Origin of the sequence: Blautia sp. AF19-13LB, from assembly GCF_003479105.1 — a bacterium.
Classification (GTDB): Bacteria; Bacillota; Clostridia; order Lachnospirales; family Lachnospiraceae; genus Fusicatenibacter; species Fusicatenibacter saccharivorans.
The window spans coordinates 57,803-84,504 of the sequence record NZ_QUGO01000004.1 but is presented as its reverse complement, the minus strand read 5'-3'; the positions used below and the strand labels follow the sequence as shown (position 1 = coordinate 84,504).

The 26,702-nt window shown below is 43.0% G+C and carries 27 protein-coding genes and 3 tRNA genes; 1 reads left to right on the top strand and 29 read right to left on the bottom strand.

What is annotated here, in order from left to right:
- Positions 1–38 precede the first annotated feature (38 nt).
- Positions 39–1,226, top strand: coding sequence for a pyridoxal phosphate-dependent aminotransferase (locus DWX32_RS05465; RefSeq protein WP_118659386.1), 1,188 nt, complete (start codon positions 39–41; stop codon positions 1,224–1,226).
- Positions 1,227–1,498: 272 nt separating this feature from the next.
- Here the strand turns inward: DWX32_RS05465 and DWX32_RS19535 are convergent.
- The 29 genes from DWX32_RS19535 to DWX32_RS05345 form a co-directional block, all read right to left on the bottom strand.
- A tRNA-Phe gene (locus DWX32_RS19535) sits at positions 1,499–1,617 on the bottom strand.
- A 280-nt stretch (positions 1,618–1,897) separates the two neighbouring features.
- Positions 1,898–2,587, bottom strand: a complete 690-nt coding sequence (locus tag DWX32_RS05460; protein WP_117814101.1) for a hypothetical protein — start codon at positions 2,585–2,587, stop codon at positions 1,898–1,900.
- 97 nt (positions 2,588–2,684) lie between these two features.
- Positions 2,685–4,172: a DUF2828 family protein gene (locus DWX32_RS05455; protein ID WP_242998490.1), complete on the bottom strand. Its 1,488-nt coding sequence runs from the start codon at positions 4,170–4,172 to the stop codon at positions 2,685–2,687.
- Between the two features lie 189 nt (positions 4,173–4,361).
- Positions 4,362–4,484, bottom strand: a tRNA-Phe gene (locus tag DWX32_RS19530).
- 345 nt (positions 4,485–4,829) lie between these two features.
- Positions 4,830–5,456 (bottom strand): HD domain-containing protein, encoded by a 627-nt coding sequence (locus tag DWX32_RS05450; RefSeq protein ID WP_118659385.1) that lies wholly within the window; start codon positions 5,454–5,456, stop codon positions 4,830–4,832.
- Positions 5,457–5,640: 184 nt separating this feature from the next.
- Positions 5,641–7,707 carry an AAA family ATPase gene (locus DWX32_RS05445; protein ID WP_118659384.1) on the bottom strand — a complete coding sequence of 689 codons (2,067 nt, stop codon included), beginning with the start codon at positions 7,705–7,707 and terminating at the stop codon, positions 5,641–5,643.
- A gap of 103 nt (positions 7,708–7,810) precedes the next feature.
- Entirely contained in the window at positions 7,811–8,302 is a 492-nt protein-coding gene (locus tag DWX32_RS05440; protein ID WP_055228060.1) for a DnaB-like helicase C-terminal domain-containing protein, read from the bottom strand.
- Positions 8,299–9,123 carry a hypothetical protein gene (locus tag DWX32_RS05435; protein WP_118659383.1) on the bottom strand — a complete coding sequence of 275 codons (825 nt, stop codon included), beginning with the start codon at positions 9,121–9,123 and terminating at the stop codon, positions 8,299–8,301. The genes DWX32_RS05440 and DWX32_RS05435 overlap by 4 nt, the downstream gene beginning before the upstream one ends.
- A gap of 14 nt (positions 9,124–9,137) precedes the next feature.
- A complete protein-coding gene (locus DWX32_RS05430) occupies positions 9,138–10,448 on the bottom strand; it encodes a hypothetical protein (protein WP_118659382.1) in 1,311 nt (436 codons plus the stop codon).
- Between the two features lie 49 nt (positions 10,449–10,497).
- On the bottom strand, positions 10,498–11,064 hold the full coding sequence (locus DWX32_RS05425) for a hypothetical protein (RefSeq protein ID WP_118659381.1): 567 nt from the start codon (positions 11,062–11,064) through the stop codon (positions 10,498–10,500).
- Positions 11,054–11,644 carry a GNAT family N-acetyltransferase gene (locus tag DWX32_RS05420; RefSeq protein WP_158579559.1) on the bottom strand — a complete coding sequence of 197 codons (591 nt, stop codon included), beginning with the start codon at positions 11,642–11,644 and terminating at the stop codon, positions 11,054–11,056. Before DWX32_RS05420 ends, DWX32_RS05425 begins: the two co-directional genes overlap by 11 nt.
- A 54-nt stretch (positions 11,645–11,698) precedes the next feature.
- Positions 11,699–11,803 (bottom strand) — tRNA-OTHER (locus DWX32_RS19525).
- 12 nt (positions 11,804–11,815) lie between these two features.
- On the bottom strand, positions 11,816–11,977 hold the full coding sequence (locus DWX32_RS19520) for a hypothetical protein (protein ID WP_158579558.1): 162 nt from the start codon (positions 11,975–11,977) through the stop codon (positions 11,816–11,818).
- Positions 11,978–12,174: 197 nt separating this feature from the next.
- Entirely contained in the window at positions 12,175–12,609 is a 435-nt protein-coding gene (locus DWX32_RS05415) for a hypothetical protein (RefSeq protein WP_117814087.1), read from the bottom strand.
- A gap of 103 nt (positions 12,610–12,712) precedes the next feature.
- Positions 12,713–13,201 carry an HAD domain-containing protein gene (locus tag DWX32_RS05410; RefSeq protein ID WP_117509815.1) on the bottom strand — a complete coding sequence of 163 codons (489 nt, stop codon included), beginning with the start codon at positions 13,199–13,201 and terminating at the stop codon, positions 12,713–12,715.
- A 128-nt stretch (positions 13,202–13,329) separates the two neighbouring features.
- A complete protein-coding gene (locus DWX32_RS05405) occupies positions 13,330–13,611 on the bottom strand; it encodes a hypothetical protein (RefSeq protein ID WP_117509814.1) in 282 nt (93 codons plus the stop codon).
- Positions 13,612–13,701: 90 nt separating this feature from the next.
- Positions 13,702–14,832, bottom strand: coding sequence for a WYL domain-containing protein (locus tag DWX32_RS05400; RefSeq protein ID WP_158579557.1), 1,131 nt, complete (start codon positions 14,830–14,832; stop codon positions 13,702–13,704).
- 278 nt (positions 14,833–15,110) lie between these two features.
- Positions 15,111–15,803, bottom strand: a complete 693-nt coding sequence (locus DWX32_RS05395; RefSeq protein WP_118659378.1) for a hypothetical protein — start codon at positions 15,801–15,803, stop codon at positions 15,111–15,113.
- A gap of 121 nt (positions 15,804–15,924) precedes the next feature.
- On the bottom strand, positions 15,925–16,590 hold the full coding sequence (locus DWX32_RS05390; protein ID WP_117509811.1) for a hypothetical protein: 666 nt from the start codon (positions 16,588–16,590) through the stop codon (positions 15,925–15,927).
- Complete coding sequence (locus tag DWX32_RS05385) at positions 16,574–17,911, bottom strand: hypothetical protein (RefSeq protein WP_118659377.1); 1,338 nt, start codon at positions 17,909–17,911, stop codon at positions 16,574–16,576. Before DWX32_RS05385 ends, DWX32_RS05390 begins: the two co-directional genes overlap by 17 nt.
- Before the next feature lie 15 nt (positions 17,912–17,926).
- Positions 17,927–18,436, bottom strand: a complete 510-nt coding sequence (locus DWX32_RS05380) for a L,D-transpeptidase (protein WP_158579556.1) — start codon at positions 18,434–18,436, stop codon at positions 17,927–17,929.
- A gap of 306 nt (positions 18,437–18,742) precedes the next feature.
- On the bottom strand, positions 18,743–19,447 hold the full coding sequence (locus DWX32_RS05375) for a metallophosphoesterase (protein ID WP_118659375.1): 705 nt from the start codon (positions 19,445–19,447) through the stop codon (positions 18,743–18,745).
- Positions 19,444–19,833: a response regulator gene (locus DWX32_RS05370; RefSeq protein ID WP_118659374.1), complete on the bottom strand. Its 390-nt coding sequence runs from the start codon at positions 19,831–19,833 to the stop codon at positions 19,444–19,446. Before DWX32_RS05370 ends, DWX32_RS05375 begins: the two co-directional genes overlap by 4 nt.
- Positions 19,834–20,148: 315 nt before the next feature.
- Entirely contained in the window at positions 20,149–20,997 is an 849-nt protein-coding gene (locus tag DWX32_RS05365; RefSeq protein WP_118659373.1) for a TIGR02452 family protein, read from the bottom strand.
- 75 nt (positions 20,998–21,072) lie between these two features.
- Positions 21,073–21,312 (bottom strand): hypothetical protein, encoded by a 240-nt coding sequence (locus DWX32_RS05360; RefSeq protein ID WP_117814644.1) that lies wholly within the window; start codon positions 21,310–21,312, stop codon positions 21,073–21,075.
- Between the two features lie 122 nt (positions 21,313–21,434).
- On the bottom strand, positions 21,435–21,860 hold the full coding sequence (locus DWX32_RS20570; protein ID WP_330421817.1) for a PD-(D/E)XK nuclease domain-containing protein: 426 nt from the start codon (positions 21,858–21,860) through the stop codon (positions 21,435–21,437).
- A 39-nt stretch (positions 21,861–21,899) separates the two neighbouring features.
- Positions 21,900–23,177, bottom strand: a complete 1,278-nt coding sequence (locus DWX32_RS05355; protein ID WP_330421816.1) for an AAA family ATPase — start codon at positions 23,175–23,177, stop codon at positions 21,900–21,902.
- Positions 23,178–23,457: 280 nt separating this feature from the next.
- On the bottom strand, positions 23,458–24,477 hold the full coding sequence (locus DWX32_RS05350) for a hypothetical protein (protein ID WP_147398472.1): 1,020 nt from the start codon (positions 24,475–24,477) through the stop codon (positions 23,458–23,460).
- 278 nt (positions 24,478–24,755) lie between these two features.
- Positions 24,756–26,675 (bottom strand): hypothetical protein, encoded by a 1,920-nt coding sequence (locus DWX32_RS05345; protein WP_118659371.1) that lies wholly within the window; start codon positions 26,673–26,675, stop codon positions 24,756–24,758.
- Positions 26,676–26,702 lie beyond the last annotated feature (27 nt).

Genomic DNA, 26,702 nt, shown 5'->3' with positions numbered 1-26,702 from the left:
AAATAGCGGCAAACAATTTACTTCAGGAGGATTGACACATGATTTCAGAAAAAATGGTAACTCTCGGCACAAAAAAATCGGTAATCCGCGAAATTTTCGAATACAGTAAAAAACGCGCTGCCGAGATCGGCTCAGAAAACGTCTTTGATTTCAGTATCGGAAACCCAAACGTGCCGGCTCCGGCCTCCGTTCATGAGATCATCAAGGAGCTGCTCGATTCCAAAGACGATTACTATCTCTTCGGCTACACCTCCGCGCAGGGCGATGCCGATACCCGCGCCGCCGTTGCAGCCGACCTGAACAAACGCTTTGGTACCGCGTTCCATGCCGACAACTTCTATATGACCTGCGGTGCAGCCGCTTCGCTCCGCATCGTCCTTGGCGCTTTAACCGTTCCGGGCGACGAGTATATCGTATTTACCCCGTACTTTCCGGAATACCGTGTTTTCATCGAATCTGCAGGCGCAGCCATGATCGAAACGCCGGCTGATTCTTCCACGTTCCAGATCGACTTTGACCGCCTCTCGGTCACTGTCACAGCGCACACCAAAGGTGTTTTCGTCAATTCCCCGAACAATCCGTCCGGCGTTGTCTACACAGAAGAAAGCATTCAGAAGCTCGCTGCTTTTCTGGAAGCAAAATCTGCCGAATACGGCCATCCGATTTATCTGATCGTTGATGAACCGTACCGCGAGCTTGTCTACGGAGACGTGGAAGTTCCGTATCTGACAAAATATTACAAAAACACGCTGGTCTGCTACTCCTACAGCAAATCCCTCTCCCTGCCGGGCGAGCGTATCGGCTACGTTCTCGTTCCGGATGAGGTCGATGATGCAAGAACCATCTACGCAGCCGTCTGCGGTGCCGGACGCGCCCTCGGCTTCGTCTGCGCACCAAGCCTGATCCAACACGTCATCGCCAAATGCGCAGGACAGGTTTCTGATCTTTCGGTCTACAAGAAAAACCGCGATCTGCTGTATGATTCATTAACCGCCTACGGCTTCACCTGCGTTCACCCGGACGGCGCTTTCTATCTCTTCATGAAAACTCCGGAACTGGACGCGTATGCATTCTGTGAGAAAGCGAAAAAACACGAACTTCTTCTTGTACCCGGCGATGACTTCGGTGCACCGGGATTTGTTCGGATCGCTTACTGCGTTACTACCGCACAGATCGAGCGGGCACTGCCGGCATTTAAGGAACTGGCAGGAGAGTATTTTGCTTAATTCTTCAACTGTCAACTTTTCTTAAATAGATGTTGGGGTCAAAAGGCTTTTTGACCCCTTTTGACCCCAGTATCTTACATATAGTAAAAAACGGACACTGCTTCATCTTTGAAACGCAGCGTCCGTTTCTCTTTTATTCTCCTACATCCTGTTTTCCAATCACAACTTTACATCTTTTCTTCCACATCCCTGTTCTGACACACGCATACCGCTCGCTTTCGATGATCTGTTCCATCGCTGCCGCTCCTTTCTTTTGAGCTATCTCAATCGCATAAGGCGGGCAGGACTTGAACCTGCATTCTGTGCCTTATCCTCTACGAAAAATTTGCTGTACGTTCCACAAACATGAAACATTTTTCTGCACAGGTTTTGCCCGTTAAACTACCGCCTTATTTTCAGCCACATTTTTTGTAGATACTGATGTGTATCAAATGCTGTTCCACCCTGACTTGCTTTATATCATCGGTGGAGATGCTATTTTCCTGCCTCAGCCTTCTCTCTAAAGCTCAGGATTTCCTTCAGAGACCTTGGTTCATAATTCATCCATGGCTTCATACATCCCACATTGTATGCCTGCGGTCTGCACTCATAAATGTGTCTGCTGCATTCCTGCTTTCTGCACGTCTCTGTTCTTTTTGTGAATGTCCGTGCTTTGTTCTGTATATACTATATTACATATTTTCGATTTTTGCATTTAACTTCTGGTTTAATTTTTCATGTGATATGTTTTCTGGTTTTTCCCAGCTCCACACAGTACTGTCCAGACCTGATTTCCCTTTGGACAGTGCCTTTAGCTCTTCCACGCAGAATTCCGTCGCGCGTACGATGTACTCGTTGGCCATTTGTCTGGTAAGGATGGACAATTTCTCTTCTTTTCTCTGGACGAATTCCCCGCGGACTTCTTTTATAAGACCTTTCACATCGAATTCAGCAAGCTGTGCCAATGGCTCTTCTGTAAGATCCAGCTCCTGGATCATTTCCTGGAAAAGGCCATATTTTTTCGAAACATATTCATTTAATATCTCGTAGTCACGATGCAGTTTTTCTACATTTCCAGGAACGCTCGAATTCCAGCCATGCTCCCCATACATAAATCTCCGATATAGCATATCCTGGATCAGATGAAGATAATAGCCGAGATATAAATCATCCTTCTCCATGTATTTCCCGTATCTGTCGCGGAAACATTCGAGATCGTATGTGTATCTGGTATTTTCGCAGATTTTCTTCTTTAAATGGCTATTTCCCGCCACCGCCCCATCCGGCAGAATCACCCCAAGGAACAGGCGGTTGATATCTCGAAACGAGACTTTCTTTCTCATCTCCTGTACAATTGCCAAGTGAATCATGCTTGATGCCATAGTGTCCTCTTTTCCTTTATTCTTCTACATTCTATTTTCCAATATCAGCTTTACATCTTTTGAAAGCTTTCTATCCATACTGCTAACTTTAACATTTTCATGCCGCATTTCCAGTTCTGACGCATGCGTACCGCTCGCTCTCAATCACTTTTTCCATCGATTTGACCGGTGTGCTGTCAATATTGTTCAGGAGATTCTGGAATGTCGTAACCGACTGGCCGCTGTATAGCTGGACACCTTTTCTCCGACTGTCGGCATGGAAAATATCGTTTCGGCTGTCTACATTCCAGAAAATAATATTCGGCAATTGGTAGCCGCAATACTCGTACTTTTCTTTCATATGATCATAAAACATCCAATTGCGGTCTCCGCATCTGTCGATCTCCATGTCAGATACAACGATCAGCGCTTTCGGCATTTCTTCCGGCGGTACATCGTGATCCATCGCTGTTTCCAGAACCCGCTCAAATGCAGCCTGAAGATTAGTATTCATCCCCCATTCCGTACGCTCGACGTATTTGATTTTCTGCAACAGGGTTTCCCCTCTCAGAGAAACAAATTCCGGCTTCTGGCTGAACGTCATGAAAAGATTGTGGTAAGCGCCCCGGTTCCGCTCTGCAAAGTAAATAGCAAGACCAATGGATGTCGCCAAGGGTCTTCCACTCATGGAACCGGAAACATCTGCAATGACAATTGCATTCGTTTCCTGCGCCACATAATCCGGCAGCTGCCTCCACTGCGCCTCCAATACCTGATTCCATTGACGTCCATACAGAACTTTTTCCACGAGATCATACGGGTACAGCGTCTCCGCATGAATCTTTTCTTTTCCATCCAGTGCCTTCGCCAGATACTGGTTAAAACGCTTTTCATCATGTTTTCGAAATGCGTTCCTGTAAATCATCATGGCTCTTCCGGAGACCTCCGGGTAAACGATCTCCTCCCACTTTCTTTCTGACATTTTCACTTCCAGCACACCGATATATTTCCGCAGAGAACGGACGATTCTTTTGAAGTTGTAAACAGGATAGCCGAGTTTCTGCGCCGTCAGAATGCCGAGTTTTCTCGTCTCCGTATTTTTAGAGTCTGCCGTTTTGATCCATTTAGCAAGCAGGGAAACGCTTTTTCCCTCCTGAAAGTTTTTCAGATCTGCTTCCAGCTGCTGCTTCATGGCACTCCACATCTCGTCCTCAACGCCAGTTCCGATCAGGCAGTACCAGTCGTCAAAACGGCCGAAAACACCAATCAGATCAAGGTTGGCAATAACTGCCTGCGGATGGTACTCGGCAAGATACTGTAGTAGAATCCGAAAGACACGTCTCTCGCCGAGACCTTCCCGGATATCACGCGCATAAAACAGGATTTTCAATGCGAACAGCGGGTCTGCCTGATATGCTTCCGCAAACAGAAGCTCAATTCTTTCCGGATCCGCTCTGCGCAGGGATCCAATTGTCGCAAACAGATCCAGCCGCGCATCGCCGGTTGTGTTCCGTGCTGTTGCTCCATTTTCTGTATAAGTTTTTGTCGCCTGCTCCCGTATCCATTCTGCAAAATCCATCGCTGCCGCTCCTTTCCTTCGTTCCACTGTTTTCTCCAGACATCCTTTTCTGGATCTATGGACTCCATTCTTTCTCGTTTGCTCTTCTGTTTTTTTCTGAGTGAGGGCCGGATTTGAACCGGCATCTTCGCCATTACCACTGGAAAAAAGTTTGCCGTTACGGTCACGCACATGACCGTTTTTTCGCGCTCTTTCTTTTAAGCTACCTCACTCGCGTAAGGCGGGCAGGACTTGAACCTGCATTCTGTGCCTCCCTATTCTCCTCAAAAAGTTGCTGTGTGTTCCACAAACATGAAACCTTTTTTTCTGCACAGGTTTTGCCCGTTAAACTACCGCCTTATTCTGTTATTTTAGTGTTTCTGTCTTCTGTCCCCAGCTCAGGATTTCCTTTCGGGATCTTGATTCATAATTCATCCATGGTTTCATGCATCTTTTCCAGATCATTTTCTGTAATAGCATTTTCCCCAGTGATTTTTTTCTTCCCGATTCGGATTTTAGGGTCTCTCACCGTAAAATTTCCAGTCGCAGATATCCCATGTCTCAGAAATTTTTCGAAATGCTTTTGATTTTCCCCACAGTGTTTTCGCCCGTCGAACCCTCTTATTTGCCGCGCGCTTTGCCCAACGGGAATTTTTGCATCGGCCTTTGCTGACGGGCGTTTTTTTACAGCTTCGGCTCATCAGCCTACTCCCCATCCAGAATTTTCTGATAGAGAAGTCTGCCTTCCTCCCCGGCAAGCCGTCCGCAGATTTCTGCCCGTTCGGCGATAACAGGGATCTGGATATGTGCTTTGGCATCTGCCAGCTGTAGCAGCATCAGGTTTTGAAACATCGCAAAGCTGGCCATTTTCGTATGGCGTCTGACGTGCTTTAATTTCACACTGACGTGGTCATCATGATACTTCACATAATACAGGAGCTCCTGTACATCGAAACACGGAATCACATACCCCTGCCGGTCCAGCTCCGGGATCACGATATCGCGCACGATTTCCATGCTTTTTTCGGGATGACCGTAGTAATGCATGTCCGGATCACACTCGTGTTTTCCCCTGCACTGTGCTTCAGGCTTTCCGATATCGTGCAGCAGCGCCGCCAGATAGACCATATCATTTTCCATCCTCCGCGGAAGATTGCAGACCACATGGAGGGAATGCATCCATAAGTCATACTGATGTGCACTGTTCTTCTGATCATAGCCGAACATGGTTTGTACGGCCGGAATCAGTGCTGCGATTTCTTCTCGCCCCGCATCCATCTCTTCCGCAGTTTCTGCTGTTTTCAACACATTCAACAGCTCGCTTAACTTCATGTGCTCATTCCCCCTTTCTGGTCTTTTTGTGAATATCCGTGTTTTGTTATGTATAGATGTTGGGGTCAAAAGGTTTTTTGACCCCTTTGATACCAGATTGCTACGTGCTTTGCACTCCCGCAATCTTCATGTATATACTGTATCACATGTTTTCGTTTTCTGCACTTAACCGCTGGTTTAATTTTTATGCTGTTCGCCCGGCGCAGAACCCGATCTGCCGGCTCTGTGGTTTCTTTTTCAGTCCGATCATCTCGAAATCGTCCGCTGTCAGAAGACATGCCTCCTCTTTTCCCAGCGTACCATTCTGATGTTCCCGAATCAGGCGGTCTGCCTGGCGCATGATAGCGTGGTCCAGCAGGTTTCTGACAAACCGTCCATTGCCGTAATTTTCTTCCCGACAGGCATCGGCGCAGATGGAAAAGCATTTTTCCCTTGTTCTTTCGTCCATCCGGTATTCCGATTTTTCCAGCATCAGATCCAGAATCTGCGTCAGTTCTACCGGTGAGTAATCCGGGAAATTCAGGTGAAAGGCAATGCGGCTTGCAAGACCTTCATTCTGCTCCAGAAACTCCTTCATCTTCTCCGGATATCCTGCAAAAATGACAATGACCTCATCCCGGTAATTCTCCATCTCCTGCACAATGGTATTGATTGCCTCGGCGCCATACGTGCGGTTGTCTTCTACAAGAGAATACGCCTCATCGATAAACAGAATGCCGCCACGCGCCGCCTGAAATTTACTCTCAACAATCTGTGCTGTCCAGCCGACGTACTTTCCGACCAGATCCTGCCTGCCGCACTCTACAATGTGGCCATATTTCAGCACTTCCTCTTCCTTCAAGACCTGGGATAGCAGACGCGCCACGGTTGTCTTTGCTGTCCCTGGATTTCCGGAAAACAGCATATGCATAGATGACTGAACCCCCGGAAGACCCATCTGTTTCCGCATTTTCTGCATCTTGGCCGCCGCCAGGATCTCATCGGTCACTTTCTTTACATCCGACAGTCCTACCATTTTCTGCAGTTCCACATACGGCTTGTCTGTCTTCTTTTTCAGTTGAATTTTGACGAGGTCTTTTTGTTTGTAGGCCTTGTAAATATGCGTTTTTAATCCGCTTCCGTACCATCTGTTGTAGGCAGAAAAGATATCCGATACAGAATACAATTTCTTTTCTTTCGGAAGATACCGCGTCAGCTCTTCTATCGTGTAGTCGTGATACTCTGTCTTATCCGCCAGACGTTTCAAATAGCCCGTCGCCCGTTCCAGATCTCCCTGGCCTTCCTGAATCTGAATCAGATCCGCGTTGGAAAGAATTTCCGCTATCGTCTCATCCGATACGCTGCGGCTTCCGGAAATGTCCACAAAGATAAACAATGTAGAATTTCCATACTCATTCAGTTTCTTCCCAAGTGTTTTCGCCAGATCATAATTGCCGGTGGCATACATTCCTGTACTCTTTTCACCTTCCAGATTCAGAATCACTGTTCCGCCTCTAGCACTGGAGAAAATATTGTCAAAATTATCTTCCCGCTCTGCCTTGTATGTCATCTTCTGCACATCGTAAACTCTGCCGCTCAGCAATCGTTGATTCTCCAGCAGTGCCGGAATCAGAAGATCTATCATATCATCCGCAGCCGCTTTGTCACCGGCTGTGATCAGATAATGAACCGGATGCCCAACAAAACGTTTTTCATTTTCCGGGGCGTAAATCCGCTCCATTTCGTCATAGAAGCTTTCCGATGCCATAATTTCCTGCATCTGCTCCGCCTGCTTTTGTCTGGTCATATTTTGAGCGGTATAAATCCGTTCACTTACCTGATACGCAACAGGTTCAAAAAAACTGTGATGTTCTGGTTCTATCGCAAGTTTTAATTTTTCCTTCAGCGACCCGCTGTAACACTCCGTCCAGTTATTCCGTTCTGCCCGAACCAGTTCTTTGCAAAACGCATCATTTGTGATCTCCTCACACGCAAGCAACTCAATTTCCGGCAGTATCTTCTGAATACAATCCACACATGCCCGGGGAACCACTTCCATCTCAAGTGCAGCCACAATCGCCATCTGACCATTCAGAATATCACTGATCATAATGAAAAACTTCTTTTCTGTACGGTAGGCAGTGTAAAACTTGCTGTTCCATTCCGCAGCATCACTCCGTCTGGAATAGAGACGCTCATATCCTTCCTTCGTTGAATCCTTCTGTTCCAGATTCAGTTTTGAACAGTCTGCTGTGTATTTGTAAAGAATCATTCGCTGCTACCTCCCTTGGAGCTTTTACTGGTAATCCTTCTGTTGTCTCTTTCTACCTGCTATCTTACCACCTGCCGTATCCCATATGTGGACAGGTTCTTGTCTATACGAAAACCAGACAATTTTCTGGTTTTTCTATTTCTCCATAACAGGTACTTACTTCTTTTTTCTTCTGCATTTCTGTACAGTATTTCGACACTGGAATAACAGCTACAATCACAACATGTTCTTTTTTCTCGCAGTTTCCCAGCAAGCCAATCATATACCGCAGCTCTTCTTTTCTGTCGGCAAAATTTTTTCTGCTTGTCATCATCGGCACTTCATCAATCACAAAAACAGAAATTGCTCCATTCTCTGCTTTCTGCGCTATGATTTCTGCCATTCTCTCCACCATCATCGCTGGTGTATCATCAATTTCTATCTTGGAAAGCTCCTCCTGCCCGTACATGCTCTGCAGAATCTTCCACATCTCCTTCTTTTCATGCTGCAGTGAAAAAAGGAGAACTCCATCCTCGCTGGTTTTTCGCTCTTTCCAGCCATATGCAACCGCTTTTTTCGTTTTTCCGCTCGCCGCAGATCCCGCCAGGAAAATCATCCTTCTGCCCCTCCCTCATCTTTCAGAAAAATTTCAAGCATACGTCCAATTACCATATTGTCTCGTTCTACCAGATCTCTGGCTGTTCCAAACATGAATCGAAATCTCAAATCGAAAATCATTCTGGCCTGCTGTTCATCCAGTCCATACTGCTTTTCCAGTGCCAACGCTGCAATCCCCTCATTTGGGTAGTCCGCTTTCATGATCTGGCAAAGTTCATCTTCATGGCATTGTGCCCAGCTTTGTGCTTCCAGCATGTGTTTTCTTTCCAGAAGCATGTTCTTTCTTCTTACCAGATACTCTGCAAAATACTCCAGCTCTTCCTGGCTGTATCCGATCCACTGACCCGAAATATCCCAAAGTGGTTCTATTTGTTTCATTTCCCGAAGAAGATGCTCTTTTTCCTCCAGAAAAGCTTTCCATCTCCCCTGTTTTTCCCGTTCAAGCGGCTCTTTTTCTTTCTCAGGAGCTTTTTCCCACTTCTGCAGTATTTCATTATAGTCCTCCGCTTTTTCCACCATGGTAAGAAATACCTGTTTTGCTTCAGAATTTTTTCTCATAACAGAATACAGAATAGCCAAAAGTGCATCCAGTACATATATTTTATTTTGCCCGCACTTTTTCTCCAAATATTCCTGTTTTGAAACAAACAGCCTAATCACGCCATCTCTGTTGTTTGTGCGAGACGGAACGATGATATAGGCCTTATCCTTTTCTTCAGGAAAATCTTCTGCCCTTCCTTCAAACACGACTTCCGTGGCATCTTCAACGCAGATTTCCGTCAGTGGATCAAAACATTCCAGAAATTCTAAAATACCCATATTGCACCTCTCCTTTATTTCCCGATCTGATCTGCGGTTCTTTTCGTTTTCCCGGGTTTCCGCTTTTTGGCCTTTCGGATATAATTTTCACTGAACTGCTTTTCCCGTTCAATCCAGTCCTGCGTTCTCTTCTCAATCACAAATGGAAGTTCTCTCCAGATTATCCTGAGCTGTTCTTCTGTGATTTCCGGTACTTTCTTTAAAATTGCATCCCGCAGATACACACCGCCTCCGCTGCAGGAATCCGGGAAACAGTTTTCTTCGCTGATGGCATCCAGAATTTTTTTATAATATTTTCGATACATCTGATATGCTTCGTAATGTGCAATACGGTTCACATGATCTTCGATTCTGGATTCCTCCTCCTGTTTCAGAATTGTTTTCTTGTTGATTCCGCCGCTGTTCACATTCGCATAATACATCGCATATGCTTTAGCTTCTTCCAGACTTTGGAATGTGCGGAGAAATCTGCCGAAGTTATGAATATCACCATCTGAAAACGTAATCCAGTCATAATATGCCAATTCCGGCGGAAAATGATTTTCTTTTCCGTAAAGCTCTGCACATTCCTGTCTGCTGACAGAATGATAATCCCACGGACCGATGATATCATCGTAATCCGCGTAGAAAAGAATATAGGCTTCCACCTTTGCATCACTGTATATCAGCATCGGGCTGTGCTCCTCGTACTGATACAGAATCGAGTATTTTACACCCTTGATTTTTCCGTCATTCCTTCTCATCAGCAGTGCGTAAACGCCCATCTCAGAATTGTCCGGAATATTGTTCACATGCATCGGTTTCCAGTTAAATTCATTCTCCGTCAGTTTCTCCTTCTCGCGTTTTTTCCGGCATTCCGCCATTTCCCGATCCATTCTTTCCCTGTACAGAACGCTTCCGATGTAATCATATCGTTCCAGATGCTCCACGCCAATCGCCCGGCCGGCCAGATCGATGGCATAAAAATGCCAGAAATTTTCCTTTTCCCGTTTCGCCTCCGCAGCCGCTTTGCTGTACTCATCCAGAATGTCTTCCCGAATCAGTGCTTCTTCTTTCTCCAGATATTTCCAGCCATGCTCTTCTGCTTTATATTTATGACGATAACCAATTCTTTCATCGGTCGTCTCAAAGATCGGGAAAAGCTCGGTACTTTTGTAAAATGGTGTCTCTTCAAATCCGAAAATATACTCTTTTCCCTCTTTACTGAGCAGACATACACATCCCGGGCCGCCCATTCCAGAAGGGGGATCCTCCTGTGCAAACACAACGGTTTTCCAGAAGTCTTCTGTTAAATCTGGTAAATCAAACGTGTGATCTCTATCCATATCTCTGGCTCTCTTCCTTTCCTTTTTCCGTTGCATAAAAAGTTCTCTTTTATTCTGTTCTCAGATCTTCTCTCGGCTGATTGGAAAGCACAATCACCATCTGCTTTCTGTGAACCGTTTCATACTGAACATCCATCCACGTTTTCTCAACATGTGGACACTCTTCCATTCCGATGCCGTACACATACATATCATCGTATTTCTCCGGTATCTCCCTCCGATATTCATAGTATTCAGATGACCAGTCATTTCGATTTACAATAGAAAAATGTCTGCCGATCTGCAGATACGGTTTTAGATCCCGGAACAAAAGCTTCTGTTCCACACTCCGTTTGATATCCCGCGGTTCTTCCGAAATCATAAGTTCCATCGCCGGATTCATTGTATCATCTTTACTGCACCAACATTCTCCTTCCGGTTCCGGCAAAGCCGTATAGACATCTCTGGAAAATTCCACATCCACCATTCCGACTCCATAGATGTAAAAGCCGGCATATTTCTGTTCCGGAATGTCCGACATCATCAGATAATCGTGGTAATAACCATCCTCAAAACAGATAGATAAGCGGACGTTGCGTGCAACATATTTTCTCAGTTCTTCAAATTTAATTGCCATACAAAAAATTCTCCTTGTTCAGTACCAGTTTTACTACTTCGTGTGCGAAAAAATTATCTTCTTTTTCGAAAATGTTACCCAGCACAACCATGACCGGGCCGCCCTCTACTTCTCTGAACCCCAGCTTCCGCAGCAGGCTGATCGTTGGTTCATTTTCTGTCTGGGTTGTCACATACAGCTTATCGATGAAAAGATTCTTTCCGTTTGCAGAAACCCCATCACCAAAGAGCTGATTAATCAGCTCTCGGCTGGCTTCTTCACAGTAGCCGTTTCTTCGGTATTCTCTGGCGATATAAAATTCAATTTCGTATTCGTCTTCCATTTCTCTATGTACGCCTACGTAGCCGATAAACTTGTCTTTCTGCTGTTTGGGAAAAATGGAATAGGTGCAAAGCTCATGATCGGTTCTCTCAAAGTAGTTGGCAAACCCCATCACATGTTTTTCGGATGGGCTGACTCCGCAGAATATGTAGAAGTCGCCATCATCCCGCAGCATTTGTAAAAATGCCTCGGAGTCTCTGTCCGTCCGGCTTGGGAGAAGGAATAATCTTTCAGTTTCGATTGCAGATCCTGTGTTCATTTGTGATCTCGTCTCCATTCTTTTGTACGTTGACTGTGAGTTTTCATGTTTCAGGAGTGAGGGCTGGAATCGAACCAGCGACAATAGATCTTTTGCTGTACCGACCACACCCATGATCGGCTTGGTTTCTCTGCTCTACCATGGCTGAGCTACCTCACTCATATTTCTCTTTTAACTTTTGTATTCCTTATGTGATTCCACTCTGTCAGGAACCAGCCTGCTCCGCCGGAATATCTCCGCCAGTTCTTCTGCGATCTCACTCCAGCCGGCTTTCAACAGGAATTCTTTTGTTACGTCTGCTTCCTGAATTGCGAAAAGTTCGTTCAACGTCATATCGAGTTGTTCCTCCTGATCTGTTCGGTACTCTGATGCATCCGCCGGTGTTCTGATGTACTCCTATTATTCCACTTCTCTCCGGCATTTGCATTGAACTTGTGGTTTACTTTCCGGGTATGCCTTATCTTATCATGGAACCGTTCCTGCATGTGGACACTCTTTTGGCCACTTTTCTGTTTCACAGGATTTTACTTTCACTGTTCCCGAATCTTCAGATACTGCTCTGCCATGCAGCTAAGACTCTCTTCATCGATAATTTCAAGGAACGCATTTTGATTCCCGTACAGCGCTTTTCCAATCCGTTTAATCGCCTGAATCCCGACCACAAGCTTCTCATCTGGATATTCACAATAATTGAGTAATCTGCGAAGCGTCTTAAGGCTTGGAATCTCTTCTTCCTCCACATACTCAGATAATTCGATGTCTCTCATCATGCTTGAAACTGTAAAGTTGTATTCTTCCGCTGTCCGCAGAAATCGCTCCGCGTTGAACCAGTAATTTTTCCCATCCTCGCGGAGAATATTGGTGAATTTCTGAAGCAGATGCTTTTCCTGCAGGGTCACAGCACTTTCTCTCTTCACATCAGCTGGGATACGATAGACGGTTTCTTTTGTAATTTGATTTTTCATTTTGCTCCTCCTTCAGTATCTGGCGCAGAAAAACTTTTTTGTCACTTTACAATATATTTCCTATCATTCTGCTGATTCTCTTTCTCATTTGAGTGCTCCTGTTTCAAAACAGCTTCAGATAATCCCTAAACACGATTGCCTCCACCGCCGGGGTTTCCGATGCAAATTGTGCGTTTTCGATTCCATTGGTGAGCAGCAGATGTTCCCAGAGTTTTCGATCCTTTTGAAAGTCAAATCTGCAGTCATCCAGAACTACATACTCTTCAATCTCCGGATGTGCTTTCAGGTATTTCAAAATCCCTTCTCCCCTTTTGTACATCTGATCCTGTGTCTGCCCATCGATCGACAGCCCGCACAAAGCAAGTTTAGAAATGAGATACACATAATCATCATCTGTCGGTTTCATCTCTTTCCAGTCGGAAGATAAAACAAGATCTGCTCCTCCAATTTTTTCGATTGTCTTTGCCAGGACTTCCACTCGTGCATCATCAATCCCCGTATATCCATCCGGGGTTTTCTGGACTGTGGTTGTGGTATTCAGCACTCCGTCAACATCCAGAAATATCACAAAACGTTTATGTCTTTTACACATGTATCTTTCCTCCCTGACCTTGGATCTGAAACAGCTTTTTGTTATGTGCCTATTCTATCCGCAATAGGCGTTGTTTGTGTAACGCTTCTTGCGGAATAAAAAAATAATTCATACTACAATTCCATTTTTCATTTCTGCAGATTTTCTTTTGACTGGAGATGGTATCGCCATCTTCCCGTCGTTTCCTCAAAGCTGTGAATCTGGATTTCTTCACGCATGGCAAGCTGCATAGCCCGTTCGCCAAAGGTTTCCAGATCTCTCGCCTTTTCTCTTTCCAGCGCAGCATGTTCTCTCTCATATGCAGCAATTGCATTTTCCCAAGTGGAATAAATTCCAAGCCACTCATCCTCATCATGAAATTCCTCATAGCCACGCACCAGTAGATAATGAACCTTACCTTGTTCTGTCATCGTAACAAACGCCTCCTTACGCACCCTGCAAAAATTTTTATATTTCCCTATTTTTACACACTTTCCAGAATTTTTCATTGAACTTCTGGTTTATTCATTGGTCTGATAAAGCCCTTCCAGTTCTTTCATTTTATTTCGGATCAGTTCCTGTACAGACGGCGTCTCCACGATGACATCCCTTGAATTCATCATCGCCCAGTTTGCCATAAAATACGCGGTTCGATATACCAGCACCCGATCATATTCCTCTGTTCCACCCTTTAGGAAATAAAACTCATCATCAAACGTATGATACATGATCGTATAAGCATTTGGCGTTTTCCGCACCCGTAAAATAATGGGTTCCACACTGCCATAGCTGCCGCCCTGGTGTTCCGCTACATAACGATACTTATCCAGCTTCCTGTTCTCGTCTTCCAGTTCAGACATCGGACGGTATCTTCCCTCACCCGGCTCGAGCACCTGAATCTCGTCCATGCGTTCAATCGGATAATTGGACAGACCCTGATATGGCTCATGGTTTCCGACCAGCCACAGCTTCCCATTTGAACTGCTGATGAAATAAGGTGAAATGACATAGACCTTTCCACCATCGACATAAGCACGCTCCCCTGATTTCGTATACTGTATGAGTTTAAATGAGATTTTTCGAAAAAACTGTCCTGTCTGATTGCTCAGTGCTTCAAAGATTCTGCTCATATTCTCATGCAGATTTGTATAGTGGCACGGTTCTGCTCGGCGGACGACCTCTTCGCCTTCCATCTGCGGTATTTTCGGATATTTCCGTTCTTTTGAAACCTTCGCTTTTCCCACATCATCTAATAAATATTCCGGGGAAAACCTTTCCAGATAGCAATGATATTTCTTAATATTTCCTACTCCGGCACAGGTGATCAGATCTCGAATAATTTCCTGTTTTTCCTCCATCGTTGCTGTCATGGTAAAAGTATGTTCAATCAGAAATGGCAGTTTTTTCTGACTCAATGGATGATTGTAATAGATAATATTCTTTTTATTATCTATCTTTCCATCCTCATCCATCTCGGTGATCGTAACGATGCCTTCCGCTTCCAGTTCAAAGACATCCTTTTTTACAGTTCTGATCTGGTTATCGCGTTTGTTCTTTTTCTTCTCTTTGTCTCCCTCTACGGAAATTTCCCCATAAACAGCATCGCGCAGTTTCCAAATGGATATTGGTCTTTCTATATTTGTCTCTTGCATTAGCTCCTGTAAAATTTTAAATTTTATATCGTTCTTTAAGCCCATTGTTTGTATTCCTCCACTTAATCTGAGTATCCAGTTGCTGGATTTTTCCTTGATCCTATTTCATTTTCGGTCTTTTTTTCTTTGTTGAGGCCATTCTAGCATTCGCAAGCGTTGTTTGTGTAACGCCTTATAAATTTTAAAAAATCATGCTGCCCATTCTCCGGGCAGCATGCATAACATCATCAAATTGCTTTTCTTTTTTCTATTGTCCTTCTTTCGGGAGTTTCTGTCCATTACCAGATTCTTGTTTTTTCAATCGCAGCAAGAAATGCCAGCATAGAAATTCTGCTATTGGTCAGCGTGCCTGATTCCGACAGAAAATCGTAAATCACGGTGCATTCCTTTCTTTTCATGACAGCTTCTGCCAAAGTATACAAAGATTTCACAAATTCCTGTTCGGCGCGGTCATATTCTCCTAATGCTTCTTTATCCTCACGTCCGTTAACCGGATCAAAACATGCCCTCACATACGCTGCCCTGGCTGCTTTTCGCTGCATCTCAAGATATTCTGCCTGTACCTGATCCGCAATTCCATCCAGTTCCTTTTGCAGCGTGTTATAAATTTCATTCAGCTCTGTGCGTTCGTACTTCTCTTTCGTGTCGTAAGACGGTACCTTGGGTTTCCATTGGGATGCCAGTTTGAAACTTTTGTTTTTCAAATCGACAACATACGCATAGCGCAGACGCATGGTTCCACTCCATAAACCTGTCCGCAAAAACGGATGATTGGAATAGAAAAACTCGTAGGAACAGGATGAAAAATCCGCTCCGGATTGATCATATTTTTCCTGGTTATATTTATGTTTGAACATGATAAGGACTTTATCTTCTACCGTGGCTTCATACAGAAATCCACCATATGGATCATCTAATCTTTCCTTACGCAACCAACGGACATCAAACGGGGCGCGTGTCAGGAATTTCATTCCTACATCGCCCCACCACATTATCTCGTTTGTGTTGTGGAAGAAATGACCGTAGGTGCGGATGTCGCGGTAGAAGTTATCAGTTTGTGGGTTGAGGATTGAAGAGACTTGTTTAACTAACTCATTTACATTCATTTATTTTATTCGCACATTCTTTAATGAAATAACATAATTTTTCCACAATTACTTCTGCAGATTCATTAAAATTCACCGGAAAATTATAATAAACACTATTTTCGTCATATAACATTGAGTCTTCTCCACTCGCTGGATAATACTTTAATGAGCGTGGTTCTGCCTTTTCATAAATTTTTATTTGAAAAGAATTCAATACACAACTTACTTTCATATTACATTTAAAAAATCTGACAAACATCAAATCATATTTAATATTTTCATATTGTAATGGTATAAATTGAAATAATTTTAGACTCATATTTATATTAGTTTTTGAATACATTGTAGCAGCTCCTCCTCCATCAATCCCTCCCTTTTTATTTTTCCTTATGTACTCTGCTCTCGTTGTTGATAGTACATTGAAAATTTTTTCTCTTTTATCTGCTATTGATTCCGAACAACTTTTCAAAAGCATTGGATCTAATGGCAATAAATGAACATTTTGGGTTGTTTTGTCATATATAAATGACTCAAAAATTTTTTTGTCTTTTTCCGTAGGTGGATAAATTAATATTTCATACTTCTGATTAAACAAATATAACTTTCCTGCTACATATCCATCTCCAATGCCTATTTTATAATTAGATCCATCATCATTTATTACGTACATTCTTTTTTCTACCTTTCTTTCTTATAAAGCACAAACTTACTGTCAAAATCATCATTACTATCCCACCAAATCCCCCAATCATCACCCCTCTCCCTGAACTCAGGTAATCTAATATCTGCAACGCCGCCGCGACAATCGAAACGAATCCAAATACCGCGATAATCATACTCACTCGTGATTCCCGCTTGCTGTCGATGTGATCCTGTTCTTCGTTTAACAGTTCGATTTTTTCTTTGATCTCATCCAGTGCTTCATTCACGCCATTTTCTTTCTGCAGCGCTCGATATGTCTCACAGACATTATTCCATTTTGACACCTGGGATGGTGTCAGTGTTCCGTATGCGATGAATTCCAATGCTTCTTTTTTCAGCTCTCGAATACTCTGAGCTGAAATCCCCTGAAATCTCTCATGAATTTTTTCATTCAACAGCATACAAGTATATTTTTGATACATTACAATCATCGTTAGTGCCAAATCGTCTTCTGCTCGTTCTGACAATGCTTCTGCTGTAAGTGGAACTGTTTTCCCCGGTTTGGGACCATACGCATAGGCAATCTCCTGTGAGGTAATTGCACATGCCCATCCATAATAACCATCATTTACATCCCTTGCTCCGGACGTATACTCAACATCTTTCTCCGACAAATCGGAAAACTCCTTCGTTACATCAATCAGCCGATGTTCATTATAGGCAATTTTCTCCGCAATCTTCTGTTCTTCAAAACGTTTCGGAAGTGCCGCCACATTCAGTCGGTAAGCTTCTTTCATCATGTAGCTTTTTGTTTTTTCGCTTTGTCCGAACCATTTTAACTGAACACCATATTCCTTATGCCATGATTCAAATACTTCCTGTTCTAAAATTGCTAACAGGCTGTCCTGAATTTCTTGTTTTTTATCATCTATGTATCCCGGATTGATTAACTGATAAATTTCCTGGACGTCTTTATTTTTATATGCCAGATACACGGTTAAAAAGGCAATTCCATTGTTGAAAGAAAATACCTGCAATTGCGTCAGATCATACGGAAAGGAGATCTTTACTGCTTCTTTCCATTTTTTCTGCATCGTTGCAGCCTTCTCCTCCAGCATACACCTTTTGACAAATTCGCCAGAACGGCATTTTATGGATAGAATTTCCAGAAAATCATCGGAATCAAATCCGGAGCGATCCTTTTCTTCATCGGATTTCTGGTTTGTATTCATTTTTTTCGCACTAAACGGTGTCTGCTGAAAATCCCCTTGATATCGAAGAGGAAGTATGATATACAGACCTCGATCTATTTCTTCCGTATTTTTAACGTCTTCCCAGTATTTTTCCATCGCTCCCCCACTTCATCAAAGAATTACCGTAGTTCCTACTTCTATGTTTTCCAGCAGCCACTCTACATTTTTCTGGCTGATCCGAATGCAGCCTGCCGTGCCAGTATCTCCGTTGCTGATTGGCTCTGCCTGCTCAAATGTTTCGGATGTCACACTGTCCATGTAAAGATCACTGTGAATAAAGTAGTCTTCGAAAATCACCAGATAGCCAAAAAATTTTATCCGCTCATATTTTTTATGATAACCGCTGATATATTCTTCTTTTACCTTTGATTTTTTTACAATATCAAACACACCATAAGGAGTTGGTGAATCTTCGCGGCCGAACAGACATGGCATTTCCTTGATTTTTTCATAAATCGTATATTCACACGGGACAAAATCCTTTCGGATGCTGTAATTCTTCCGCAGAGCATGCTCATCTGCTTTTTTATAAACTTCAAGCTGATGTGCCTGTTGATTCAATTTCAACAAAAAATTTTCTGTACTGATTTTCTTTTTGACGATATAAATGTCATTTTCCATTACTTTTCTGTTTTCTCCCAGACTCATTTCATTAATTTTTCATTACACACTTTAATTATTTTTTATAATAACGCAGACCGCTTTCTTTTGCCATTCTTTTTTTCATTATTTTAATATAAATTTGTTTTTTTCTCGTTTATTCATCTTTTATCTGATAATTCACTCTATCCGCGATCATGCACTTGAAAAGTATGATTTATATTCTTGCTTTCCATCTTCTACCCCAAGAATTTTTCCCGTCACATCATAACAAAAAACATCATGGATCAGCTGTTCCAGTTCGCATTCTTTTGCTCTTTGCAGCATTTACCTCGCATAATATTCTTTCCCTGTATCCAGGCAGATTGCCGCCAGTCTTCCATTGCTTTTCCCTGCTCCACAGTCGATCGCAATGTGATGGTTTGCTTTAAAAATATACCCTGGGCGGTTGTTCCCAAGGATATTCTGTGTCGGTGTATGTCCGCTGACTACAATGATATCATCGAAATACGGAATCTCGTAATCAATCCGCGTCCATACCAGATCCTCTACCGAATATTCTTCCAGACGTTTTGTTTCCGAAAAATGATCCAGTCCGGCATGCACCAGCCAATATTCCTGCCCATTAACAATTTCTTTTCCGTATGGGCGGAACGATTTCATATATTGTACTACCTGGTGCCGTTCTTCCTGCGGCAGTTTACGAAAATCCTGGATTGTACTGGTACTGCCGTTCTGCGTCCAGTCGGCAAAATCCTGATACACCTTCGGCGGCAGTTTATCCAGAAAATTTCTCGAAACTTCCGGCACCAGAAGTTTGAGATTTGGCAGCGCCATAACTTCATGATTTCCTATGATCGGAATGATATTGGAATGTGCCATCATGTATTTCAGGATTTTCATTGGCTCTGGTCCACGATCGACTACATCGCCTAAGATATAAAGAGTATCTTCTTTCCGAATACCAAACTGCTCCAACAGCGTCAGAAACTGCTCATACTGTCCATGAATATCGCTCATCGCGTAAATCATCGATTCTTCTCCATTTCTCTTACCAGATCGCACAGCTCTTCTTCCCAATCACTGATTTCCGAATACCAGATACAACCATACACTCCGGGAAGCTTCATATTTCTGGATGAGCATACGATAACCTTTGTCTGTTTGCCCTGCTCCTGCAGGAGCTGAACCAGCTTTTCTCCCGCCTCCGTATCACTGACAGCTCCCTGCTTCATGGGATAATGCATATCTGTGATAATCAAATCGAACGGATCCCCAGTGTCTTCTGCATTCTTCAGCATCTGCAGACCATCCTCGACATTTGACACCAGTTCAATTTTAGCCACGCCACATTGGTTCAATACCTTGCGGATTGCATTTGCTTTGTAAACGCTGTCTTCAAAGTTCAGAACCTTCATTTATCCTCTTCCCCTCTCCTGTTTGTCATAGCCTATTCTACTTAATTACAGGCGATATTTGTATAACGCTTTTTATTCTTAAAAAATTAATCTTGTCTGCCTTTCATGAAGTCATATTTTTGGTTCGCTTTTACGTTCTTTCAGAGCCCAGTTTATAGAAAAGCCCGAAAATAATGAAAAAAGACAATGCTGCAAAATGCGAATCGCAAGGAACAAATTTTAAAGCGTACCAGGGTACGACGAAAATCTGTGACACAGTAATTCACACTCTGTGGTACTGAATTTTTTGCATTCTTTTCGGGGTTGCTATAGATTCTATTTTCTACCTCCAAACACCTGATTGAATGTATCATAATTCAACGTATCATTTCTGCCGCAGAACACCGCATATTCTATCGTTTCGAAATATGATGCATATTTTTCCTGTACGCTCCGAAATGCCCGTGCTACAATTCTCGGTGGGTTGCAGAAAGCGCCACAGCCAAACGCGCCTAAAATCAGAACTTCCGCTCCGTTCGATGCTGCCGCCTGAAAAACACGTTCCAGTCTTTGCATCTGAAGTTCGTACAGTGCTTTCTCACTAATCTTAACCGGCGCATTTCCTGCAGACGGGTTCATGGCATTGCTTGGTTTCTTTCGGAGATTCGGGGCTGCACAGGTAATGATGTCTACCTGATACCAGTCTTTTTCTTCCGTTCGTTCCGGCGCAGAGGTGTCGGTCTTAAATACGACGACTCCCGGTGTATACAACAGATCATCATTATAAAGTGGATCGCCTGCTTTCCGATGCGGTTGATAGAACTGATGCCACATCGTTTTTGTATCCAGGCATGGATAAAGTGTGCTGCATCGGCAAAGGCATTCTTCCTGTGCCGTACTTCCCCGTGTTACACCGCCGCCGGGATTAGTTGCAGATGCAAAATTCAGGACGCAGACTCGCTTTCCGGCTTTTGCGTATGCAGAGGCGGCTTCGAAGCTTCTTTTAGATGAAACAATCGTTTTGCAAGATGATTCTCCAGGTTCTGGAAGTGCAATTGCCTGCGATGGAACATACAGCTTTTGGTTCTGAATCGAAAACTGAACTGCCTGCTGGAGCTTCTGGTTTGCTTTTATCAAATCCATGGAGTCCTGAAAGATCGCGATATTATTACTTCTTCTATCCATTGCAATTCTCCTCTCGTATCCCAGTCACACAATGCTGTTCTGCTGAAAATTATACACCTTATCCTCCAACTTCGTTCAGGCTTTTACATAGTCCGCATCGATAAAGCAGCCCCTTGCCTGTCGAAATGCACCTGGCTGCTTGCCGCCTTCCGTGGCATACAATCCTGTATCCCAGCAGCCTGCTGATAAGCTGTTGTCTTTCAGGATCAGTAAGCATACCTCGAAGTCATTTGGATAATCGCCATCCTTTATGTAGTGGAATCCGGTGAATGTAACGCGAATATTCTCTGCCATGTTTGCTGTCTTTTCTTCCATTTTTTTCTCCTCATGATAGGCTTTTTCTTTTGAATATTGCCATTTTATCTCATATCGAACGGAAAATGTTGACAGAAACTTGTCTGTATATAAAATTCAGGGCAATATCTCTGCCCTGAATTTTATAACAAATTGTAACTATTCAGAGCCCCATCTCGATTCCACTTACGCTGCATCTCTTCTTCCATCACACAACACTGTTTTAAATGAAATGCAATTCCATACTGCACCATTTTTTTATAGCCCTCCTGCCACAATATCTGCGTATAATTTTTATCCCGAATCTGCTCCAATGCCTTCCGGCAATCTCTTTCCAGATCTTTTTTCTCATCTGTATACTTCACTTCTATCACAATTCCTGTTTCTGCATCTCCAGTTTCAATTACAATATCGCTGAATCCTTCTCCCGATTCTCGATTGGAAGATACACACCAGTCATTTTTATAGCTTAAGATTCCAAGCAGAATTCCATGATAGAAATTTTCTTTCAGTGATTTCCGCACAAAGGTATCGCGTACGCTGACCGTCTTCTGCAAATACAAATTCAAAAGGCTTTCCACCTCTGCTGATTTTCCCCCAAGCAGTGCCTAGCAAAACTGTTCTGCCATTTTTCCGTCTTTTTTCACTTCCTGCTGAAACAGTGTAAGAATCCGTTCTGTTATGATATTTCGAATTTCCCGGTTTGGAATTGCAAGGCAATAGCGGCCATCGCTTTCTCTTCCGCGCTGTGTCAGGTATCCAGTCATGAAAAGTGTACTCCACAGATGATCCATGGTCGAATACAGGTCATTGTAGGTAACCATTTCATCGATTTGTTTGATCACTGTTTTTCCATTTATCAGCCATTCCAGTTCTGTTTTTGTGAGCATATCCGGTTCATTGATACTGTCGATAAAATGATGAATCACACTGTTCCCGCTTGTATTCATCCAGTAATTTTCCGGCTCGGCCTCTGGATTATGAATATGATCATTGCAGTAATTCACAACATCCCACGGACAGTACACATCTGCTTTTCCGAATCGGTATCCGTCATACCATTCTTTTACCTCGTCGTATCGGTTATCCATTTCATAGTCATGCAGCATGGTCTTTACTTCTTCATCTGTAAAACCGAAGGTTTCATCAAATTCTGTATTTGTAATCGAATATACTTTGAAATTGTTCAGTCCGGTAAAGATGCTTTCTTTTGCAATGCGCAGGCAGCCCGTCAAAACGGCAAAGGCAAGACTACTGTTTGTCTTTAAAACATTTCCGAACATATTTCGAAGCAGCAATACCATTTCATCATAATATCCATTTTCATGGGCTTTTGCCATCGGAACATCGTATTCGTCAATCAGTACAACCACTTGCTGTTCATAGTGAACTTCCAACAGTTCTGTCAGTTCCTGAAGACTGCTGGTAATGGTGTCTTCTTCCATATTTCTTGTCAGAAGTTCTAAAAAAAGTGCTTTATCAACCCGGCTCAATTTGTCGCTTTCCAGAAGAAATTGAAATCTTCTTGCCTCACGATTGATTGTTTTTATGAGCTGCGCACGGGCTTTTTCATAGGAATCGGCATCAATTCCTTTTAAGCTGATGGAAATAACGGGATATTTTCCCATATATTGTTCACAAATCTCTGTATTCTTAGAAATCTTCAAGCCGTCAAAAAGTGCTGGATCCGTTCCAATTTCAAAGAAATGCTGAATCATACTCATATTCAGGGATTTTCCAAAACGGCGTGGGCGCGTAAAAAGCGTGACCTCACTTCCGTTATTTAAAATCTGTTCTATGAGGGAAGTTTTATCTACATAATAGTAATTTCCATTGCGAATCTTTTTAAAGTTGTCAATCCCGGTCGGGAGTTTTGGATTTCTCATCTTGAAACCTTCCTTTCCAACTTTTGCGGCTTTTGACACCAGCAGCTGTGCTTATGTTCTGATCTCTATTTTAGCTGGTTTTATTTGCTTTGGCAATGGTTCTTATCGGTTTCTAATCTATCCAATTTTTTATGATCTTATACTGGCTCCTGTCACTAAAAAGAGCTGAATAGGAAAGCAAAATAAAAATAAATAGGGAAAGAATAATAAAAAATATATTATTAAACTTTCCCTATTTAAATAATTCAATTAATATTTATATTTATTACTTTTTGAATAATTAATCCCAAAGCCAATCATTTACATTTCCTTCATAATTTCCATTTGAATCCCATGAATCCCCAGTTGAAGGATTATAAGAACCTTCAGTTCTATTTCCGTTACTATCTTCTTGCCAAAGATTAATATTATCAGAACTTCCATAATAACTTCCACCAGATGAACTTGACCCACCACTGTAATCATTTCCAGAACTAGAATCATAGCTAGAACCACCAGAATAATCAGAGCTTGAGCTTCCACCACTGTAACTATAATCATTACTGTCGTCATAGTAACTAGAACCACTTGAAGATGATCCGGAACTTTGTTCAGCAGCTTCTTCAGCAGCTTTTCTTTCTGCTTCTTCCTGAGCAACTTTGGCAGCAGCCTCTTCTTCTGCTTTCTTCTTTGCTTCCTCTTCAGCTTTCTTTTTAGCCTCTTCTTCAGCTTTCTTACGAGCTTCTTCCTCGGCTTTTTCAATAGCATTTACTCTGTCATTGTATTTTGTTACATAATCATCAATCGTACTGTTATATTTGTCAAAGCTGTCCTGCTCAACGGTATTATAATTTTCGAAGTCATTTTTCAAAGTATCTTTGAATGTCGTAAATTCGCTGGTAGCGTTTTTGAGTGCTTCCTTATCGTCCACTTTTTCAACATCATCACCAATTTTATCCGCAATTATTTTGATCGTGTCGTCATATTCGGAGACAAAGGAATTCTTCATCTGCGCAATAATTTTTTCATAGTGTGCAGAACATTCCTCATAATCGCCTTCTGTCTTTTTATACTTTTCCGCACTCTCCATCTCTTGTTTCAATGCTTCCAGTTTTTTATTTCTGTCTTCTTCTTTTTCAAATCTCTGATATTCCCCATCAATCTCACTGTTTTTTGTCTCAATTGCCTGTAAGCGAAGCTCCTCCTGATGACGGTCATACGCTTTCTTTGCAAAAACTCCGATGACACAAATGCAGACAATCGCAATACCAATTACAGCAAGCATGATGACTGTCTTTTTGTTTTTGTTCTTTGTTTCCATCTCGAAACACTCCTCCTTTTTCTTTCTGTTTCCCGAAAAATCCATGTTTTCTATGTTCTTTTCCATATTTTTATTGATTTTTCGTTACTCATTTTTTCATCACATTCATTATATCGCAGCTCGTTTTTCTTTACTATTTCTTTTTATGTAATTTCCAAAAAATCCTCACTCTTTGATTTCACAAGATTTTAAAATAACACTTTCCTTCCATCTTATCTTACGTGATGTTGAAATACCCCGGAACACAGTTCATCTCTTCCTGCCCTCCGGGGTACCTCTTAATCTAATTCAGCCACTTTAAAGCTCTTCAAAATGCGAATCACCTGTTCTTCTTCTTTTTCTGTAAATGTACCGTCTGGTGCTTCTGCGATAAATGCAACTGGTGTCGGATAGTCAAAAGAAAATTCGTCTACGTCCCCAGCCTGACCTGCAAATTCAATCTCGCCAAGACGGGATGTCGGTATCACTGCGAACAACGTGCTGTCTACAGGAACATAATCATCATCAATGCCAGCCATCATCTCGCCTGTGATATGTACTCGTGCTACCATAAATTCGCCAAGATCTGAACAGTCACGATCGGTTCCCCATGGATATCCAGGCACGAAATTAGAAGTGTCTGCCTGTGAAACCTGTGCCTTCAGCATATCACGCGAATAGCCGCCAAGCGCGCCTTGGCAGTACCAAAACGAAACGGTAACACCTCTCTCGTTTGTCAGAACAACGTTTTCTCTGACCGCATCCATGGAACCGCCAACTTCCTCCGTCTGAATTTCCCAGCCTTTTGGGATTTCAAACTGGAATGCCGTGCTGTCACACTGATTTACTTCTCCATACCGTGTAACATAGATATCTCCCTGCTCTCCAGTTTCCGTCCATTCCATATCCTTCTGCCAGTCTGCACTTGACTCCCAGTGTTTTGACCAGATTGGATCAAAGGTCCGGTCAAAAAGATCTGTTTCCTGCATTTTTTTATCAATGACCGGGATATCAACCACTGCTTTTCCTTTGATTCTCGGGCTGATGGAAAGCTCCAGTGAGCCCGCATATCCACCCAGGTCGTCCTTCACGGATACCTTTGCCTGGCCTTCTGCTTTTCCAACTGCTCCGCCAGAAAGATTCAGGCCAGCGCTGTCATATAATTTTGCGCTCAGCCGGATGTCAATGTATGCTTCCAGCCTTCCGTTCACCTCAACCGTACTCCACTCAAGTCCGTCTGAATTCAGATTTCCTTCTTTGACTTCTTCTACTTTGCCTGTTCTGCTGTCATACTGGAATCCCAGGGTGCTGTCGGCTGTTGCACCGTAAGAGCTGTGAATGCCGCCCTCCAGACTTCCCGCTGCCCCGACAACGGATTCCATATGATTTGTAATAACAATCGGTACAATACCGGCGTTGAACTCGATATTCGGCAGTTTTCGTTCGTAAACGGTTTTTTCCTTTTCAAATTCTTTCTCGCTGTTTGCGCCGCATTCCAGGGAAATACCGGCTTTGCTCCTTACTGCAATTCCACACTGGACTTCACCGTCTTCGATATCAATCTGAAGTTCCAGCCAGCATCCCCATCCTGCCTCTCCTGAAAACTGAACGGGTTCTTCTTCAACATTGATTGAGACACTGTAATCGTAATCACTGTTTTCTTCCTCTGTCTCTTCTTCCGATTCATCTTCGGACAGTCTTTTAATAATATAAGCGCTGTTATTTCCTGTTTCACTTGCACCATCCTCCGTCAGCCGGAACTGTTTGATAATATGTGCCTTTTCGAATACATCCAGCAGGGTCGCCGGCTCTGTTTCTACCCGGTAACCCTGATTCGTTTTTTCTATCTGCACTACTTTTCGAATAAATCCAGAAGGCGCTGCACTGATTTCTCCCGCAACAAGAACATCTCCGGTCTGGTAACCAGGATCTTTTTCAAAGGTGAGACTGTTGTCAGAAACTTCCGTTGGCTGATCTTCTGATTTCATCTCATTGGTAATCACCTTTACATTGTCTTTTACAATGATGTCAGGATCATCCGTACTGTTTTCTGCTGTGCTCTCATCCGATGTGCTGTTTTCCGATACACTTGTATTCTGTTCTTCCGGATTCTGTTCCGGCTTTGTACTCTTCTGTGTATTTTGAGCTGCAAAAATTCCAAACAGAATCAATGCCAGAATGATTGTGCCTGCCAATACTGCGCGGATCCATTTTTTCATCTGTACCTGCTCCTTATTCTGCCTGTC